Here is a 15649-nt window from a genome sequence, read left to right as displayed (position 1 = left end):
AGCTTTGCCGCAACGGCTGGTGCGAACGATGGGAACCCGATCGCGATGACGATCACCCATGCCCCATCGTTCACGGAGAGCCTCGACCAATGCCGATCCTGCCGCAGGGCCTACGCAAGCCGCAGACCGACCCAACCAGCGACCAGACCGGTTTCTTCGAGAACGACAGCTGGCTCACACCCGATCTGACACCGCTCTGGGTCGCCAACTCGGCCGCGAGCGCAGCCCAGCCGGCCGCCGCCCCCGCCGCGGACCAGTCGGCGGCGATCGCGCTCTACGGCAATTTCTGCAGCGTCGCGGCGACGGTGACCACGTCGTCGACATCGACGGCGACGAAGACGGCGGCGCCGACGACCAGCACCGCGACGGTCGCGGCGACGACCACGACCAAGACCACCGTGCCGGCCTGGGTGAACACGCTCACCAACGCCCAGATCAAGGCCGACATGACCGCGGCGATCACCAACGGCACCGTCACCTATGCCGGCCTGCTCAAGGTCTTCACCGACGTCGATGCCTCGCTGGCTGCGACCAAGACCAAGCTGAGCGCCAGCCAGTTCGCCGATCTCAAGACGATCGCCGCCAATCTCAACAACGGCGTGTCGACCTCGAGCTACCTGACCTACATCACCCAGGCCTTCGTCAACGGCAATGCCGCCAACGCGACCTGGACGGGCGGCGCCGCGAGTTCGGTTGCGCTCGGCAACCTCGCCACCGGCTCGACCGAGCTGCAATTCGCCGAACTGATCGGCAAATGGTTCCTCGGCACCGATCTGCCGTCGTCCAAGGTCGTCCTCGGCAGCACCCAGTTCTCGGTGTCCTACTCGAACGTGACCAAGCCGCTGTTCGCGACGGGCGGCGCCAGCCTCAACGACATCAACCAGGGCTATCTGGGCGACTGCTACCTGCTCGCCGGCCTCGCCGAGGTCGCCTACAAGGAGCAGTCGGTGATCTCGTCGATGTTCACCGCCAACGACAACGGCACCTATGGCGTGCGCTTCTACGTCAACGGCACCGCGCGCTACGTCACCGTGAACACCGCGCTCGCCAATGGCGGCACCATCTTCAACAAGGGCGGCAATGCGATCTGGGCGAGCCTCGCCGAGAAGGCCTATGCCGAGCTGCAGGCCAGCGGCGTCTACACCGGCAACTCCATCAATTACGGCAATTCCTACACCACGATCGGCAATGGCGGCGCGCCCGAGATCGCGCTCGAGGCGATCACCGGCGCCACCCAGATCACCGACTTCCGCGCCATGGGCGGCTCCTGGGGCAAGGTGGTGTACAACTCGTCGTTCGGCGTGACCGGCTACACGACCGGCAATTCGACGGCGAGCGTGCTGGCGACGATCGCGGCGAGCCTCGCCGCGGGCGACGACGTCATCCTGTCGTCCTACACCAACGCCAAGGATTCGACCGGCAAGACCACGCTCGTGGCCAGCCACGCGATGTCGATCTACGGCTACAACAGCGCCAACGGCATGCTGCAGGTCCGCAATCCCTGGGGCTCGGCGGCCGGCCAATATTGGCAGACCACCTTCGAGGTCAGCCTGGCGACCCTGCTGGCCGCCGGCGACACCATCACCATCGACAATGTCGGCGACGCCAAGAAGCTGGCGGCGAGCACCACCACGTCATCCTCGGGGCTGAAGCTCGTCTCCGACGTCAGCGATCTCTCGGGAGCCGCATCCGGCTTCGTCCAGGCGATCGCCTCGCTCACCGATGGCGGCGCGTCGAACGTCGCGTTCACGCAATCGCTGGCCTCGCAGCAGCACACCTTGGCGATGCCGCTGGCGGCGTGATCCGCCCCTGATCGCCGGGACGCGCACATGTGACGGATTCGCGATCGGCTCTCTGCACACGTCATGGCCGGGCTCGTCCCGGCCATCCACGTCGCGCGGCTTCCTGGGAAGGACGTGCATGCCCGGACATATGACGAGCAACTCATTAAGAGGTTGCCGGTGTGCGCGGGCGCTCGTCCGTGAGTTTGCGGCCGATTCGGCGGTGCAGCCGGCACGGTCTCTTCGTACCAGACCGCCGCCGCCATGCGTCACCTGTTAAGCATCCGATTTAACGTCGCGCCAACGCGAGCCGCGGAGGGTGTCGCGGGGATGTCGAACCACGAGGCGGGATCATTCGATGCAGGCGTGTACGGATCAGGGCGCATGGGCGCTGGCGCTGTCGCTGCATCTGCTCGGCATCGTCGCCGATCCCGGCCGCATCCAGCACGAGGCTGGCCGCAGCGACGCACTCTCGGTTGATGATCTCCTGCGCGCCACCGCGCGCTTTCCGGTCAAGGCGAGGCTGGTCACATCGAAGATCGCACGCCTGAAGACGACGCCGCTGCCGGCGCTCGCCGTGCTCAAGGATGGCGGCTTTGCCGTGATCGGCAAGGTGACCGAGACCGCTGTCCTGATCCAGGGGCTTAGCGATGCGGGGCCGCGTCTGCTGGCCTTTGCCGAGTTCGAAACGCTGTGGTCCGGCCAGCTCATCCTGATCGCCAAGCGCGCGGAGCTGTCGGACACCGCGCGCCGGTTCAATCTTGGCTGGTTCGTTTCAGCCATCGGCAAGTACCGGCGTATCCTGATCGAGGTGCTGCTGGCGTCGTTCGTGATCCAGCTGTTCGGCCTGGCGACGCCGATGATCTTCCAGGTCGTCATCGACAAGGTGCTGGTGCATCGCGGATTGTCGACGCTTGAGGTGATGGTTGCGGGCCTCGCGCTGATCGCGCTGTTCGAGGCGGTGCTGTCGGGCCTGCGCACCTATCTGTTCACCCACACGTCCAACCGCATCGATGTCGAGCTCGGTGCGCGGCTGTTCCGGCATCTGATGCGGCTGCCGCTGGCCTATTTCGAGAGCCGTCGCGTCGGCGACAGCGTCGCGCGGGTGCGTGAGCTGGAGACCATCCGCCAGTTCATCACCTCGTCCTCGATCACTTTGGTGCTCGATCTCGCCTTCGCCGCCGTCTTCATCGGCGTGATGTTCCTCTATAGCTCCACCCTGGCCTGGATCGTCTGCGCGACCCTGCCGGTCTATGCACTGCTGTCGCTCGCCACTACGCCCGCGTTCCGGACACGGCTGGACGAAAAATTCCGTCGCGGCGCCGAGAACCAGGCGTTCCTGGTCGAGAGCGTCACCGGCGTCGAGACCATCAAGGCGATGGCCGTCGAGCCGCTGATGCAGCGGCGCTGGGAGGAGCAGCTCGCGAGCTATGTCGGCGCCTCCTTTTCGGCGTCGCAGATCGGCAATTGGGCGAGCCAGGCCGCCAGCCTGCTCAACAAAAGCGTCGGCGCTCTGACGCTGTTCGTCGGCGCCGGCCTCGTGATCGCCAATCGGATGACGGTCGGCGAACTCGTCGCCTTCAACATGCTCGCCAACCAGGTCTCAGGCCCGGTGCTGCGGCTGGTGCAGGTCTGGCAGGATTTCCACCAGGTGCGGCTGTCGGTCGAGCGGCTCGGCGACATTCTCAACACGCCGGTCGAGGCGCAGAGCGGCGGCGCCGAGCAGAACCTACCGCCGCTGCAGGGCGCGATCGAGTTCGAGCGCGTGACTTTCCGCTACGGGCTCAACACTCAGCCGGTGCTGCGCGATGTTTCCTTGAAGATCGGGGCAGGGCAGGTGGTCGGCATCGTCGGTCCCTCGGGCTCCGGCAAGAGCACGATCGCCAAGCTGGCGCAGCGGCTGTACCTGCCGGAAGCGGGCCGGGTGCTGGTCGACGGCGTCGACACCGCGGTGCTCGATCCGTCCTGGCTGCGCCGCCAGATCGGCGTGGTGCTGCAGGAGAACGTGCTGTTCAACCGCTCGGTGCGCGAGAACATCGCGCTCGCTGATCCAGCGTTGCCGATGGAGAAGGTCGTCGAGGCGGCCAAGCTCGCCGGCGCGCATGAGTTCATCTGCCGGATGCCGCAGGGCTATGACACGGTCATCGGCGAGCGCGGCGTGTCGCTGTCCGGCGGCCAGCGCCAGCGCATCGCGATCGCGCGCGCGCTGGTCGGCGATCCCCGCATCCTGATCTTCGACGAGGCGACCTCGGCGCTCGACTACGAGTCCGAGAGCATCATCCAGGCCAATATGCGCGACATCGTGCGCGGCCGCACCGTGCTGATCATCGCGCACCGGCTGTCGACGGTGCGCAGCGCCGACCGCATCCTGACGATCGAGAACGGCGTGATCATCGAGGACGGCACCCACGATCAGCTGGTGGCCGGCGGCGGGCGCTATGCGACCTTGCACAGAATTCAGTCCGCGGGCCGCTGAGGAGAAGGCAATGAGCACACCTGCAAGCCTTCTGCGAAGCCTGTCGTTCGGCGGCGGCAACGTGTCGGAACGCGAATTCCTTCCCGCGGCCCTCGAAATCACGGAGACGCCGCCCAATCCGCTCGGACGCATCACGGCGCTGGCGCTGTGCACCGTGACCTTTGCGGCGCTCGGCTGGGCGTTCCTCGGCAAGGTCGATATCGTCGCGGTCGCCAGCGGCAAGGTGATCTCGCACACCCGGACGCAGGTGGTGCAACCGTTCGAGACCGCAAGCGTCAAGGCGGTGCTGGTGCAGCCGGGGCAGCGCGTGCGCGCCGGCGACGCGCTGATCGAGCTCGACAAGACGTCGGTGAGCGCCGAGGCCGATCGCGCCCGCAGCGACCTGATCGCGAGCCTGCTCGACGAGGTACGGCTGGCGGCGTTCCTCGACGGCGTGAAGATCGGGCCATTCGACCTCGTGGTCGGCGTCGATCCGCTCGACCGCGCCCGCGCCCAGGCCCAGCTCACGGCACAGCTGGCAATGCGCGCCAGCCAGTTGGCGGCGCTCGCGCAGGAGCGCGCCCAGCACATCGCCGAGCGCGAGGCGCTGCAGCAGACGGTTGCCAAATATGAGCAGACCCTGCCGATGGTCGCCGAGCGCGCCGAGATCCGCACCAAGGCGAGCGAGATCGGCAATGCCTCGATCATCGCCCGGCTGGAAAGCCAGCAATTGCTGGCCGAGACCCGCGCCGAGCTCGCGATCAACAAGGCCAAGATCGTCGCGCTCGACGCCACGATCGCCGGGCTCGATCAGAAGATCGCCGCGACCGAGGCCGAGATCCGCGACAAGGCGATGCGCGATCTCGCCACCGCGCGCGAGCGCGCCCGCGCCGCCGGCGAGGCCTTGACCAAGGCGACGCGACGCGCCGAGCTGCAGACCCTGCGCGCGCCGATCGACGGCACCGTGCAGCAGATGCACGGCGCCGCCGCGGGCGCCGTGGTGACGCCGGCGCAGCAGCTGCTGTCGGTCGTTCCCGACGACGACAGGATCGAGGTCGAGGCGGTGGTCGAGAACCGCGATGTCGGCTTCGTCGAGGCCGGCCAGCGCGTCGAGCTCAAGGTCGACGCCTTTCCGTTCACGCGCTACGGCCTGCTCGGCGGCCAGGTGACCTCGGTCGATCGCGACGCCGAGGCCGCGCCGGTCAATCCCAATGGCGTCCAGGGCGCCGAGCGCCAGGCCGACCAGACCGACCGCGTCGAGGCCAGCGAGCGGCTGCGCTACATGGTGCATATCGCGCTCGACCGCAGCACGCTGGACGTCGATGGCCGCACGGCGGCGCTGGTGCCGGGCATGTCGGTGAAGGCCGAGATCCTGACCGGCAAAAGGCGCATCATCGATTTCCTGCTGGCGCCGTTGCGGGAGCACCTCCACGACGCGATGCGCGAGCGCTGAGCAACGGCCCGGGCCGCCGGGCATGCTTAACGCGCCCTTGCGCATTTGACCGAAAAACCACGATCAAATCGTCACGCGCCCCGTTACGGAACACTCGCGTTCCGGCGGTATGAGTGCCGTACTACATTTTTTTCGCTGTGGCTGGCGGCTTTGATCATGAACGAAACACATTCCATATTGCAGGATCTTGAGGATGCGATCGCGCGGGGGACGGCTGACAGCCGCGAGCGCGCGCTCTGGCACGCGACCGATCTTTTGATCGCGGGACGTTATTGCGAAGAGGAGATCGCCACGTTCGGCGAGGTGATCGGCCGGCTCGCCGACGAGATCGAGACGGAAGCGCGCGCCAAGCTGGCGCATCGGTTGGCGAGGATCGAATATTCGCCGGCCAGCGTCGTTCGCAAGCTCGCTTTCGACGACGCGATCGAGGTCGCCGGCCCGGTGCTGCGCGAATCCGAACGGCTCGACGATGTCGCGCTGCTGGAGAACGCCCGCACCAAGAGCCAGGCGCATCTGCTCGCGATCGCCGAGCGCAAGAGCCTGAGTCCTGCCGTGACCGACGTGCTGGCCTCGCGCGGCAACAGCGCTGTCGCCAATGCGGTTGCGCGCAACCAGGGCGCGCAGTTCTCCGGCTCGGGCTTCCTGCACATGGTGCAGCGTGCCGAGAACGACTCCATCCTGGCCGAGCATCTCGGCCGGCGTCTCGACATCCCGCGTCATCTGTTCCAGCAATTGATCGCCAAGGCCTCCGACGACGTCGGCAAACGGCTGGCGGAGGAACGGCCGGAGCTCGTCGGCGAGATCCACAGCTCGGTCGCCAATATCGCCGGCGATCTGCAATCCAAGTTCGGCCCGGGCTCGCGCAACTACTTTGTCGCCAAGCGCACTGTCTCGATCCAGCATCGCCTGGGCAATCTGCACGAAAGCACCATTGCCGGCTACGCCGTCGCCCACAAGGTCGAGGAGGTGATGATCGGCCTGGCGCTGTTGTCCGGCCTGCCGGCCGATGTCGTCGAGCGGGCGCTGTTCGACCGCAATCGCGAGATGCTGCTGATGTTGGCCAAGGCGCTGCATTTCAGCTGGGACACGACCATGGCGCTGGCGTTCCTCGGCGCCCGCGAGCATCGAATCACCGCCGGCGAGCTGCAGGATCTGGAGCGCGACTATGCCCGCCTCGACATGCAGGCCTCGCGCAGCGTCATCGATTTCTATCAGTCACGGAAGAATCCCGCCAAGACCGGACGCGAGCCGCGTGCTCTCGCCCACTGACGTCGTCATCGAAGGACAGTGTTATGAACAGCATGGATCTACACGGCTCCGCACGACCGCTCCGCCGCGAGCCGGCGGCCGACCGCAGCGTGGCGGAGGCCGCCTGGCTCGTGCTCGAAGCCGCCAATGAACTCGGGGATGAGGATGCGGTGGCGGCCTGCCGGCGGGTCATCGACGCGGGCCTGAACGGGGCAAAGCCTCTGCCGCGCGACCTCGACCTTGTCGGCGATTATTTCCGCTGAGGGCGGCAGCCGCGGCGGCTACACCGCGGCGAGCTGAGCATCCGGCCTGCTGCTGCGCTTTCCGGCCTTCAGCCTGACCGGCTCGAACAGGGTGCTCGCGGCCAGGCCCGCGGTGTCGGCGACCTCGGGATTGCGCGACACCATGGCGGCGACGATCGCGCCGTCGATCAACAGCGCCAGCTGATGCGCGAAGCTTTCGGGATCCTGAGCTCCCATCTCACGGGCCAGTTTTTCGATATGGGCAAGCACCACCTTCTTGTGGCGCATCGCGATGGTGCGGAACTGCTTCTGGTCCTTGTCGTGCTCGCCGACTGCGTTGATGAAGGGGCAGCCATAGAAGCGCTCCTCGCCGAACCAGCTCTTCAACGCCGGAAAGATCCGCGCCAGCTTGGTCTCGGCATCGCCGCCGCCGGCCTCGATCGCGCCGATGAACCATTCCCGCCATTGCTTGCCCTCGCTCTCCAGCACGGCGGTGACGAGCGCGGTCTTCGATCCGAATAATTTGTAGAGTGTGGTCTTCGCCGTCCCAGCCTCGCTGATGATGGCGTCGATGCCGGTGGCGTTGATGCCGTTCTTGCAGAACAGCCGCGTCGCCGCGCCGAGCAAGCGGCCACGCGCCGAGTCCTCATCAACCGCCGCAATCGTCCGCACGATCGCCGGCTTCTTGCTTGTCTGTTTGCCCGCAGCTGACTTGCCCATGCGCGCGAGCTTAATCGCTGTGCGCGTGAGCAAGCAAGTGTGCTCGCGGCCAACAGGCGGACTTGCGCTCAATTTCATCGTGACGAGCAGCATTGTGCATCGCGCTTGGGCAGGCAAGGTCGGGCCACATTCTGCCATCTTGTCCTAAGCCGCGAGGATCATTCCGCCTTTTGATTTCCGGCCTCCCTGGCACGCTTCGTGCAGGAAACAGACCGTTCGGTATCCTCGATCCCAGGGAGAGAAATCAGATGACCGCTGTTGTTCAGAAGACGGCCCTCACGGGCTGCCTCGCACCGATCGATAAAGGCGGGCTCGAACAGCTCATCGCCAACGGCAAGGCCAACCCCAAGGTCATCAAGACCCTGAAGTGCAAGACCGTCGCGGAGGGCAAGTTCCGCCACGCCAACTACATCCGCAATCTCGCGCCTTACATCGTCGACGAGCCGCCGGGCCTGCTGGGCGACGACACCGCGCCGAATCCGTCGGAGGCCTCGCTCGCCGCGCTCGGCTCCTGCCTCGCGGTCGGCCTGCACGCCAATGCCGTGCATCGCGGCTGGATCGTGAACAAGCTCGAGCTGGAGCTCGAGGGCGACCTCAACATCACCGCGGTCTGGGGCACCGGAGACGTCTCCGAGAAGCCGGTCGGCTTCACCGATGTGCGCGTCAAGGTCGACATGGAATGCGAGGGCATCTCCAAGGAAGAGGTCCAGGCCCTGATCGATCACGTCAAGAAGTGGTCGCCGGTGGCCAACACCTTCACGCGTCCGGTCAATCTCGAAGTCGGAATCTGAGTTGGGCTGACGGCCTGAAGCAGCGGAGGACGCGTCATGGGTTCACTCGGACAGCATCTGGCGGTCGATGGGGCGGGCGTGATGCCCATGCCGTCGACCGTCGAGCAGGTGGCGGCGATCGCGCGCAATGAGCTCGCGCCGCTGGCCGCTGGCATCGACGCCGGCACGGTGTATCCGGCCGAGGTGCTCCGCCGCTTCGGCGAGGTCGGCGCCTGGAGCAGCCATGTGCCTGACAATGGCGAGGCTGATCTGAACAGCGCGATCGCCGCGATCGCGGCGATCGGCGAGGTCTGCGGCGCCTCGGCCTTCATGGCGTGGTGCCAGAACACGCTGGTCTGGTACATCGCGAATTCGAGCAACCGGGCGCTGGTCGATCGCCTGCTCGACGATGCGGCCTGTGGCCGGCTGCTCGGCGGCACCGGGCTCTCCAACCCGATGAAGAGCTTTTTCGGCATCGAGAAGCTGAAGCTGAAGGGGCGGAAGGTCGAGGGCGGTTATATCGTGCGCGGCGCGCTGCCCTGGGTCTCCAATCTCGGGCCCGACCACATGTTCGGCACGATCTTCGAGCGCGAGGATGCGCCCGGCGAGATCGTGATGTTCGTGGCCGATTGCGCCGATCCGGCGGTGACCCTGCAGCCATGCCAGCCGTTCCTGGCGATGGACGGCACCGGCACCTATGGCATCCAGTTCCGCGACCTGTTCGTGCCGGACGAATTGATCCTCGCCGATCCCGCGGGGCCCTTCGTCAAGAAGATCCGCGCCGGCTTCATTTTGCTTCAGGCCGGCATGGCGCTCGGCCTGATCAAGGACTGCATCAAGATCATGCAGGAGGTCGAGGCGCCGCTCGGCCATGTCAACCGCTATCTGCCGCAACAGCCGGTCGACTTCAGCGCGCTCGCCGACGAGCTCGCCAAGGAGACGGCCATCCTGGCCAGTGATCCCTACAACACGGACGAGACCTACTGGCGCAAGGTGGTCGCGCTGCGCCTGCGGGCCGGCGAGGCCAGCGTTGCTGCAGCTCACGCCGCGATGCTCCATTGCGGGGCGCGCGGCTACATCAAGGGCAATCGCGCCGAACGTCGCCTGCGCGAGGCCTATTTCGTCGCGATCGTCACCCCCGCGACCAAGCAGCTCCGCAAGATGCTCGCCGACGGCTGACGCCGGCGAGAACGGCAAACCAACACATCCACCAGGAGAGGCCTGCCATGACGGACGTTCTGATTACTGCCGGCGAACTCGCTGAACTCATCAAGACCGAGCCGTGTGTCGTCATCGACACCCGCAATCCCGATGCCTATGGTGCGGGACATCTTCCCGGCGCCGTCAACGTCCATGAGATCTTCACCTATCTTGCGACGTCGACGCCGGAGGGCATCGAAGAGCTGAAGACAAAATTCGCCGACGCCTTCGGCGCGGCCGGTCTGTCGGGCGCCGAGACGGCCGTGGTCTATGAGCAATCGATGAACTCCGGCTTCGGCCAGTCCTGCCGCGGCTATTTCCTGCTGACGATGCTCGGCTATCCCAAGGTGAAGGTGCTGCATGGCGGCTACGACGCCTGGGTCGCGACGGGCTTGCCGATCACGACCGATGTGCCGACGCCGGCGAAGGCTTCGTTCAAGATCGTACCGGAGGCGGGCAGCATCCTGATCGATGCCAAGGCCATGCTGGCGGCGGTCGGCAATCCTGCGATCGCGATCCTCGACGTCCGCGACGTCGATGAGTGGATCGGCGATTCATCCTCGCCCTACGGCAAGGATTTCTGCCCGCGCAAGGGCCGCATCCCCGGCGCCGTGTGGCTCGAATGGTACCGCATGATGAAGCCGACCGGCGAAGGCCCGCGCTTCAAGTCTAAGGACGAGATCCTCGCCGAATGCGCCACCGTCGGCATCAACGTCGACACGCCGGTCTATCTCTACTGCTTCAAGGGCGCGCGGGCGTCGAACACGTTCCTCGCGCTGAAGAACGCCGGTGTGAAGGATGTGCGGATGTATTTCGGCTCGTGGAACGAGTGGTCGCGCGACCCGTCGCTGCCGATCGAGGAAGGCCTGCCGATGCCGGCGATGACCAGCAAAGCGGCATAGAAGCTGCATGTTATGCACGTCCGGCCGCTGAAAAATGCGGCCGGACGAGCTGTTCGAAGGCGCTGATAGCGCGGGTGTGACAAAGGGGCGCAGCACATGTCGATTTTCGATGATCCGTTCGATGCCGATTCACGCGTGAATGCCGGTTGTATTTGCGGCCAGCATCGCAGTCCGGCCGAACATGAGCACGCCCTGCGCGCGTTGCGCTGTGAGCCGGTGGTGGAGTCCGCGGAGAAGCGCTACGAGAACGTCGTCGCCTCGGCGGTGCTGCGCGCCGTCTTTCCGCAAGCCGCCACGCGCCGCGCGTTCCTGAAATCGGTCGGCGCGGCCACCGCGCTGGCCGCGGTGTCGCAATTCTTCCCGCTGAAGACCGCGACCGAAGCCTTCGCCGAAGCGGGGGCACCTGAGAAGAAGGATCTCAAGGTCGGTTTCATCCCGATCACCTGCGCCACGCCGATCATCATGGCGGCGCCGCTCGGCTTCTATGCGAAGGCTGGCCTGAATGTGGAGGTGGTGAAGACCGCGGGCTGGGCCGTCATCCGCGACAAGACCATCAACAAGGAATACGACGCCTCGCATATGCTGGCGCCGATGCCGATCGCGATCTCGCTGGGGCTCGGCGCGCAGCCGATCCCCTTCACCGTGCCCGCGATCGAGAACATCAACGGGCAGGGCATCGTGCTGTCGATGAAGCACAAGGACAAGCGCGATCCGAAGGATTGGAAGGGTCTCAAATTCGCGATTCCCTTCGACTATTCGATGCACAATTATCTTCTGCGCTATTATCTCGCCGAGCACGGCATCGATCCCGATACCGACGTGCAGCTGCGTTCGGTGCCGCCGCCGGAGATGGTCGCCAACCTCAGGGCCGACAACATCGACGGCTTCCTTGCGCCCGACAACATCTGCCAGCGCGCGATCTATGACGGCGTCGGCTTCCTGCATATTCTGTCCAAGGAGATCTGGGACGGCCATCCCTGCTGCAGCTTCGCCGCCAGCCGCGAGTTCATTACATCCGCGCCGAACAGCTTCGCCGCGCTGACCCGCGCCATCGTCGATGCCACGGCCTACGCGTCGAAGGCGGATAACCGCAAGCAGATTGCGGAGGCGATCGCGCCGGCCAACTACATCAACGCGCCGGTGACGGTGCTGGAGCAGGTGTTGACCGGCACCTATGCCGACGGCCTTGGTGGCGTGAAGACCGACCCGAAACGTGTCGATTTCGATCCGTTCCCGTGGCAGTCCTTTGCGGTGTGGATGCTGACCCAGATGAAGCGCTGGGGCCAGATCAAGGGCGATGTCGACTACAAGGCGGTTGCCGAGCAGATCTATCTGGCCACCGACACCCGCAAGGTCATGACCCAGATGGGCCTGACGCCGCCGAAGGACTCCTACAAATCGTTCTCGGTGATGGGCAAGCCGTTCGATCCAACCAAGCCAGATGATTACGTCGCCAGCTTCAAGATCAAGAAGGCCTCGTGATGGGGGCGATATGCGCGGCGCTGCTGACCTCCCCAATGGTGTCGTCCCCGCGAACGCGGGGACCCCTACGCAGTGACCTGCCTTGGGGCAGGGGCGGTCGCGATTGTCTTATCCATCAACTGACGACGGTGGCCATGGGTCCCTGCGTTCGCAGGGACGACACCGTGGGTGGAGCGACGGCATGACCGCCTCCCTCCGTCTGCGCGCCGCCGTCGTCTCGATCGTACTGCTGGCCGTCTTCCTCGGTGCCTGGCATCTCGCCACGCGCAGCACGGGGACGGCGGCCAATATGAGCCCCGAATACGCCAAGCTGATGGGCATGACCGCCACGCAGGGCAAGTCGGCGATGCCCGGGCCGCTCGATGTCGGCGCCAAGCTGTGGGAGCATCTGAAGCGGCCGTTCTATGATAACGGGCCGAACGACAAGGGGCTCGGCATCCAGCTCGCCTTCTCGCTCGGGCGGGTGATGCTGGGCTATCTGATCGCGGTCGCGATCGCGATCCCGCTCGGCTTTCTGATCGGCATGTCGCCCTTGATGAGCAAGGCCCTCGATCCGTTCATCCAGATCATGAAGCCGATCTCACCGCTCGCCTGGATGCCGCTGGCGCTCTACACGATCAAGGATTCGAGCCTGTCGGCGATCTTCGTGATCTTCATCTGCTCGGTGTGGCCGATGCTGATCAACACCGCCTTCGGCGTCGCCAGCGTCCGCAAGGAGTGGATCAACGTCGCGCGCACGCTCGAGGTCGGCAATGTCCGCCGTGCCTTCACCGTTATCCTGCCGGCGGCGGCGCCGACCATCCTCACGGGCATGCGAATCTCGATCGGCATCGCCTGGCTCGTCATCGTCGCCGCCGAGATGCTGGTCGGCGGCACCGGCATCGGCTACTTCGTCTGGAACGAGTGGAACAATCTCTCGATCACCAACGTGATCATCGCGATCCTGCTGATCGGCGTCGTCGGCATGGTGCTGGACCAGATCCTGGCCCGCGTGTCGCGGCTCGTGACGTTTCCGGAGTAGGCGAGCCATGACCGACAAGTTCATCTCGATCGAAGGCATCGCCAAGCGCTACGACGGCGCGCGCAGCACGACGATCTTCGAGAATCTGTGGCTCGGCATGGCCCGCGGCGAGTTCGTCTGCGTGATCGGGCATTCCGGCTGTGGCAAGACCACCGTGCTCAACATCCTGGCCGGGCTGGATGTGCCGAGCGAGGGCGCTGTCATTGTCGACGGCCAGGCCATCGAGGGACCGAGCCTCGACCGCGCCGTGATCTTCCAGAGCCATGCGCTGTTGCCGTGGCGGACGGTGCTCGGCAATGTCGCCTATGCGATCTCGTCGAAATGGCGCAGATGGGATCGCGCCAAGGTCAAGGCGCATGCGCTCAAATATATCGAGCTGGTTGGCCTCGCAGGCTCCGAGCACAAGCGGCCGTCCGAACTGTCCGGCGGCATGAAGCAGCGCGTCGGCATTGCCCGGGCGCTGTCGATCACGCCGAAGATCATGCTGATGGACGAGCCGTTCTCGGCGCTGGACGCGCTGACGCGCGGCACCTTGCAGGACGAGGTCCGGCGCATCTGCGTCGAGACCGGCCAGACCGTGTTCATGATCACCCACGACGTGGATGAGGCGATCTATCTCGCCGACAAGATCGTGCTGATGACCAATGGGCCCGGTGCTGTCCTGGCCGAGATCGTCGAGAATCCGCTGCCGAAAGACCGGCTGCGCGGTGACCTGCATCGCCATCCGCTGTATTACGCGCTGCGCAACCACATCATCGACTTCCTGGTCAGCCGCAGCAAGATCTTCACCGCCGAGACGCCGGATCATGATCCGCGCAAGGTGCCGGTGGTGAAGATCGGCCGGACGGAGCCGACGATCGTCGCATCCAAGCCGGTCGACAGCGATGCGCCGCAGGCGGTCGCGCGCTGACAATCAGAAGAAACCCGTCAACGAAGGCCCAGCAAGGGAGACCAAGCATGAAGCGATCCGACCTCACCGAGAAGCTGCTCGACATCAAGCGCGAGAAGGGCTGGAGCTGGAAGTACATCTGCGAAAAGATCGGCGGCTATTCCGAGGTGCTGATCGTCGGCGCCCTTCTTGGCCAGATGAAGCTGACGAAGCCGCAGGCCGCGAATGCCGGCGAGCTGTTCGGCCTGTCGAAGTCCGAGATCGCGATGCTGAACGAGACGCCGATGCGCGGCGAGGGCGTGCAGATGCCGCCGACCGATCCTTTGATCTATCGCTTCTATGAGCTCGTGATGATCAACGGTCCGGCCTGGAAGGAGCTGATCCAGGAGGAGTTCGGCGATGGCATCATGTCGGCGATCGATTTCGACATGGTGATGGAGCGCCTGCCCAATGCCAAGGGCGACCGGGTCAAGATCACGATGTCGGGCAAGTTCCTGCCCTACAAATATTACGGCGCCAGCGGCAACGTGCCGGAGTACGGCTTCAAGGAAGAGTGAGCCAGGGGCGAATAGGGAGCGGCGAATAGGGGGACTCTATTGGCCGCTCGGTTGCGTGACGTCGACGTGGTTAAGCGAGACTGAAGTGGCCGATGAGTTTGACAGCATGTCGATTCGTCAATCTGCAATCCGCAATTGATAGGAGATGAACGCGCCACCTCAATGTCGGAGTATCGAATGCCGCGCCTTCAATTCTCGCTTGCTGCTGCAATCGCTTTGCTTGTCGTTGCACCTGCCGCAAGCCAGGCACAGGGACAGCGCATCATTGTCGAACAAGCCGGCGCCAGCCCGCGTCAGGAAGGTCTTGTACGGGTCCAGAGTTCAGTGAACTTCTTCGTCGCAGGGCCGACCGGAGACGGCGACGAGGCCCAGAAACTGCGCGATCGCGCGCGCCGCACGGTGTACGAGATGGCGGCGCGCGAATGCGACCTCTTGCGCGAGGTCCTCGCCAAGGACTGCCGGATGGAGTCGGTCAGCACCAACATCAACCGGCAGTACGGCCAGCAGCAGCAGGAGGGCTTTAACGTGAACGGCGCGATGAATTTTCAGATCAGCATCAAATAGCCGTTCCGTCGCAGGGCGATTATCCCGCCTTGATCTGGGCGACCGCGGTCGCCAGCAACTCGCTCATCTTGGCGCGGACCTCGGCCTCGGTCACGGCCGCGCCCTTGGCGGAGAGATCGCCGAGCACCTTGCGCAGCACGTCGGCGTCGCCCGCTTCCTCGAAATCGGCCGCGACGACCTCCTTGGCATAGGCATCGGCGTCAGCGCCGCTCTTGCCGAGCTTTTCGGCGGCCCAGAGGCCGAGGAGCTTGTTGCGGCGGGCTTCCGCCTTGAATTTCAATTCCTCGTCATGAGCGAATTGCTTCTCGAACGCGTCCTCGCGCTTGTCGAACGTGGTCATAGCCGGAACTTCCAGTGTTGCCGAA

The 15649-nt window shown here is 65.2% G+C and carries 15 protein-coding genes; 13 read left to right on the top strand and 2 right to left on the bottom strand.

The window, feature by feature from the left end; translation table 11 throughout:
* Nucleotides 1-89 precede the first annotated feature (89 nt).
* The 5 genes from HL671_RS21905 to HL671_RS21885 all read left to right on the top strand — a co-directional run bounded on the left by HL671_RS21905 (nt 90) and on the right by HL671_RS21885 (nt 7200).
* Entirely contained in the window at nt 90-1802 is a 1713-nt protein-coding gene (locus HL671_RS21905) for a C2 family cysteine protease (RefSeq protein ID WP_172238449.1), read from the top strand.
* Nucleotides 1803-2139: 337 nt separating this feature from the next.
* Nucleotides 2140-4257 (top strand): type I secretion system permease/ATPase, encoded by a 2118-nt coding sequence (locus HL671_RS21900; protein WP_012045357.1) that lies wholly within the window; start codon nt 2140-2142, stop codon nt 4255-4257.
* Nucleotides 4258-4267: 10 nt separating this feature from the next.
* Entirely contained in the window at nt 4268-5689 is a 1422-nt protein-coding gene (locus HL671_RS21895; RefSeq protein WP_172238446.1) for an HlyD family type I secretion periplasmic adaptor subunit, read from the top strand.
* Between the two features lie 156 nt (nt 5690-5845).
* A complete protein-coding gene (locus HL671_RS21890; protein WP_012045355.1) occupies nt 5846-6958 on the top strand; it encodes a DUF2336 domain-containing protein in 1113 nt (370 codons plus the stop codon).
* A 23-nt stretch (nt 6959-6981) separates the two neighbouring features.
* A complete protein-coding gene (locus tag HL671_RS21885) occupies nt 6982-7200 on the top strand; it encodes a hypothetical protein (RefSeq protein WP_172238443.1) in 219 nt (72 codons plus the stop codon).
* A gap of 18 nt (nt 7201-7218) precedes the next feature.
* Here HL671_RS21885 and HL671_RS21880 read toward each other — a convergent pair whose 3' ends face one another.
* Entirely contained in the window at nt 7219-7899 is a 681-nt protein-coding gene (locus tag HL671_RS21880; protein WP_041750884.1) for a TetR/AcrR family transcriptional regulator, read from the bottom strand.
* 248 nt (nt 7900-8147) lie between these two features.
* Between HL671_RS21880 and HL671_RS21875 the strand changes: the two genes are divergently transcribed.
* From HL671_RS21875 to HL671_RS38415, 8 genes are all read left to right on the top strand, one after another.
* The gene (locus tag HL671_RS21875; protein ID WP_012045352.1) at nt 8148-8690 is read left to right on the top strand and encodes an OsmC family protein; all 543 of its coding nucleotides are present in this window, start codon (nt 8148-8150) and stop codon (nt 8688-8690) included.
* Between the two features lie 36 nt (nt 8691-8726).
* Entirely contained in the window at nt 8727-9848 is a 1122-nt protein-coding gene (locus HL671_RS21870; protein ID WP_172238441.1) for an acyl-CoA dehydrogenase family protein, read from the top strand.
* Between the two features lie 47 nt (nt 9849-9895).
* Nucleotides 9896-10771: a sulfurtransferase gene (locus tag HL671_RS21865; RefSeq protein ID WP_012045350.1), complete on the top strand. Its 876-nt coding sequence runs from the start codon at nt 9896-9898 to the stop codon at nt 10769-10771.
* Nucleotides 10772-10867: 96 nt separating this feature from the next.
* Nucleotides 10868-12253, top strand: coding sequence for a CmpA/NrtA family ABC transporter substrate-binding protein (locus HL671_RS21860; protein WP_172238438.1), 1386 nt, complete (start codon nt 10868-10870; stop codon nt 12251-12253).
* Nucleotides 12254-12434: 181 nt separating this feature from the next.
* Nucleotides 12435-13274 carry a nitrate ABC transporter permease gene (ntrB, locus tag HL671_RS21855; RefSeq protein WP_012045348.1) on the top strand — a complete coding sequence of 280 codons (840 nt, stop codon included), beginning with the start codon at nt 12435-12437 and terminating at the stop codon, nt 13272-13274.
* Between the two features lie 7 nt (nt 13275-13281).
* Entirely contained in the window at nt 13282-14184 is a 903-nt protein-coding gene (locus HL671_RS21850) for an ABC transporter ATP-binding protein (protein WP_012045347.1), read from the top strand.
* 47 nt (nt 14185-14231) lie between these two features.
* Nucleotides 14232-14720: a cyanase gene (gene cynS / locus HL671_RS21845; protein WP_172238436.1), complete on the top strand. Its 489-nt coding sequence runs from the start codon at nt 14232-14234 to the stop codon at nt 14718-14720.
* A gap of 177 nt (nt 14721-14897) precedes the next feature.
* Nucleotides 14898-15284, top strand: a complete 387-nt coding sequence (locus HL671_RS38415; RefSeq protein ID WP_085972725.1) for a hypothetical protein — start codon at nt 14898-14900, stop codon at nt 15282-15284.
* 19 nt (nt 15285-15303) lie between these two features.
* On the opposite strand, the gene HL671_RS21835 is transcribed toward HL671_RS38415, so the two are convergent.
* Nucleotides 15304-15624, bottom strand: coding sequence for a DUF1476 domain-containing protein (locus HL671_RS21835; protein WP_012045345.1), 321 nt, complete (start codon nt 15622-15624; stop codon nt 15304-15306).
* Nucleotides 15625-15649: the final 25 nt, after the last annotated feature.

Origin of the sequence: Bradyrhizobium denitrificans (assembly GCF_013179005.1) — a bacterium.
GTDB classification, from domain to species: Bacteria; Pseudomonadota; Alphaproteobacteria; order Rhizobiales; family Xanthobacteraceae; genus Bradyrhizobium; species Bradyrhizobium denitrificans.
This window is presented reverse-complemented; position numbering and strand designations above follow the sequence as displayed.

Coding starts and splice junctions, on each gene's coding strand:
- HL671_RS21895 (WP_172238446.1), top strand. CDS start 4,268: ATGAGCACACCTGCAAGCCTTCTGCGAAGCCTGTCGTTCGGCGGCGGC.
- HL671_RS21905 (WP_172238449.1), top strand. CDS start 90: ATGCCGATCCTGCCGCAGGGCCTACGCAAGCCGCAGACCGACCCAACC.
- HL671_RS21850 (WP_012045347.1), top strand. CDS start 13,282: ATGACCGACAAGTTCATCTCGATCGAAGGCATCGCCAAGCGCTACGAC.
- cynS (WP_172238436.1), top strand. CDS start 14,232: ATGAAGCGATCCGACCTCACCGAGAAGCTGCTCGACATCAAGCGCGAG.
- HL671_RS21875 (WP_012045352.1), top strand. CDS start 8,148: ATGACCGCTGTTGTTCAGAAGACGGCCCTCACGGGCTGCCTCGCACCG.
- HL671_RS38415 (WP_085972725.1), top strand. CDS start 14,898: ATGCCGCGCCTTCAATTCTCGCTTGCTGCTGCAATCGCTTTGCTTGTC.
- HL671_RS21890 (WP_012045355.1), top strand. CDS start 5,846: ATGAACGAAACACATTCCATATTGCAGGATCTTGAGGATGCGATCGCG.
- HL671_RS21900 (WP_012045357.1), top strand. CDS start 2,140: ATGCAGGCGTGTACGGATCAGGGCGCATGGGCGCTGGCGCTGTCGCTG.
- HL671_RS21860 (WP_172238438.1), top strand. CDS start 10,868: ATGTCGATTTTCGATGATCCGTTCGATGCCGATTCACGCGTGAATGCC.
- HL671_RS21880 (WP_041750884.1), bottom strand. CDS start 7,899: ATGGGCAAGTCAGCTGCGGGCAAACAGACAAGCAAGAAGCCGGCGATC.
- HL671_RS21870 (WP_172238441.1), top strand. CDS start 8,727: ATGGGTTCACTCGGACAGCATCTGGCGGTCGATGGGGCGGGCGTGATG.
- HL671_RS21865 (WP_012045350.1), top strand. CDS start 9,896: ATGACGGACGTTCTGATTACTGCCGGCGAACTCGCTGAACTCATCAAG.
- HL671_RS21885 (WP_172238443.1), top strand. CDS start 6,982: ATGAACAGCATGGATCTACACGGCTCCGCACGACCGCTCCGCCGCGAG.
- ntrB (WP_012045348.1), top strand. CDS start 12,435: ATGACCGCCTCCCTCCGTCTGCGCGCCGCCGTCGTCTCGATCGTACTG.
- HL671_RS21835 (WP_012045345.1), bottom strand. CDS start 15,624: ATGACCACGTTCGACAAGCGCGAGGACGCGTTCGAGAAGCAATTCGCT.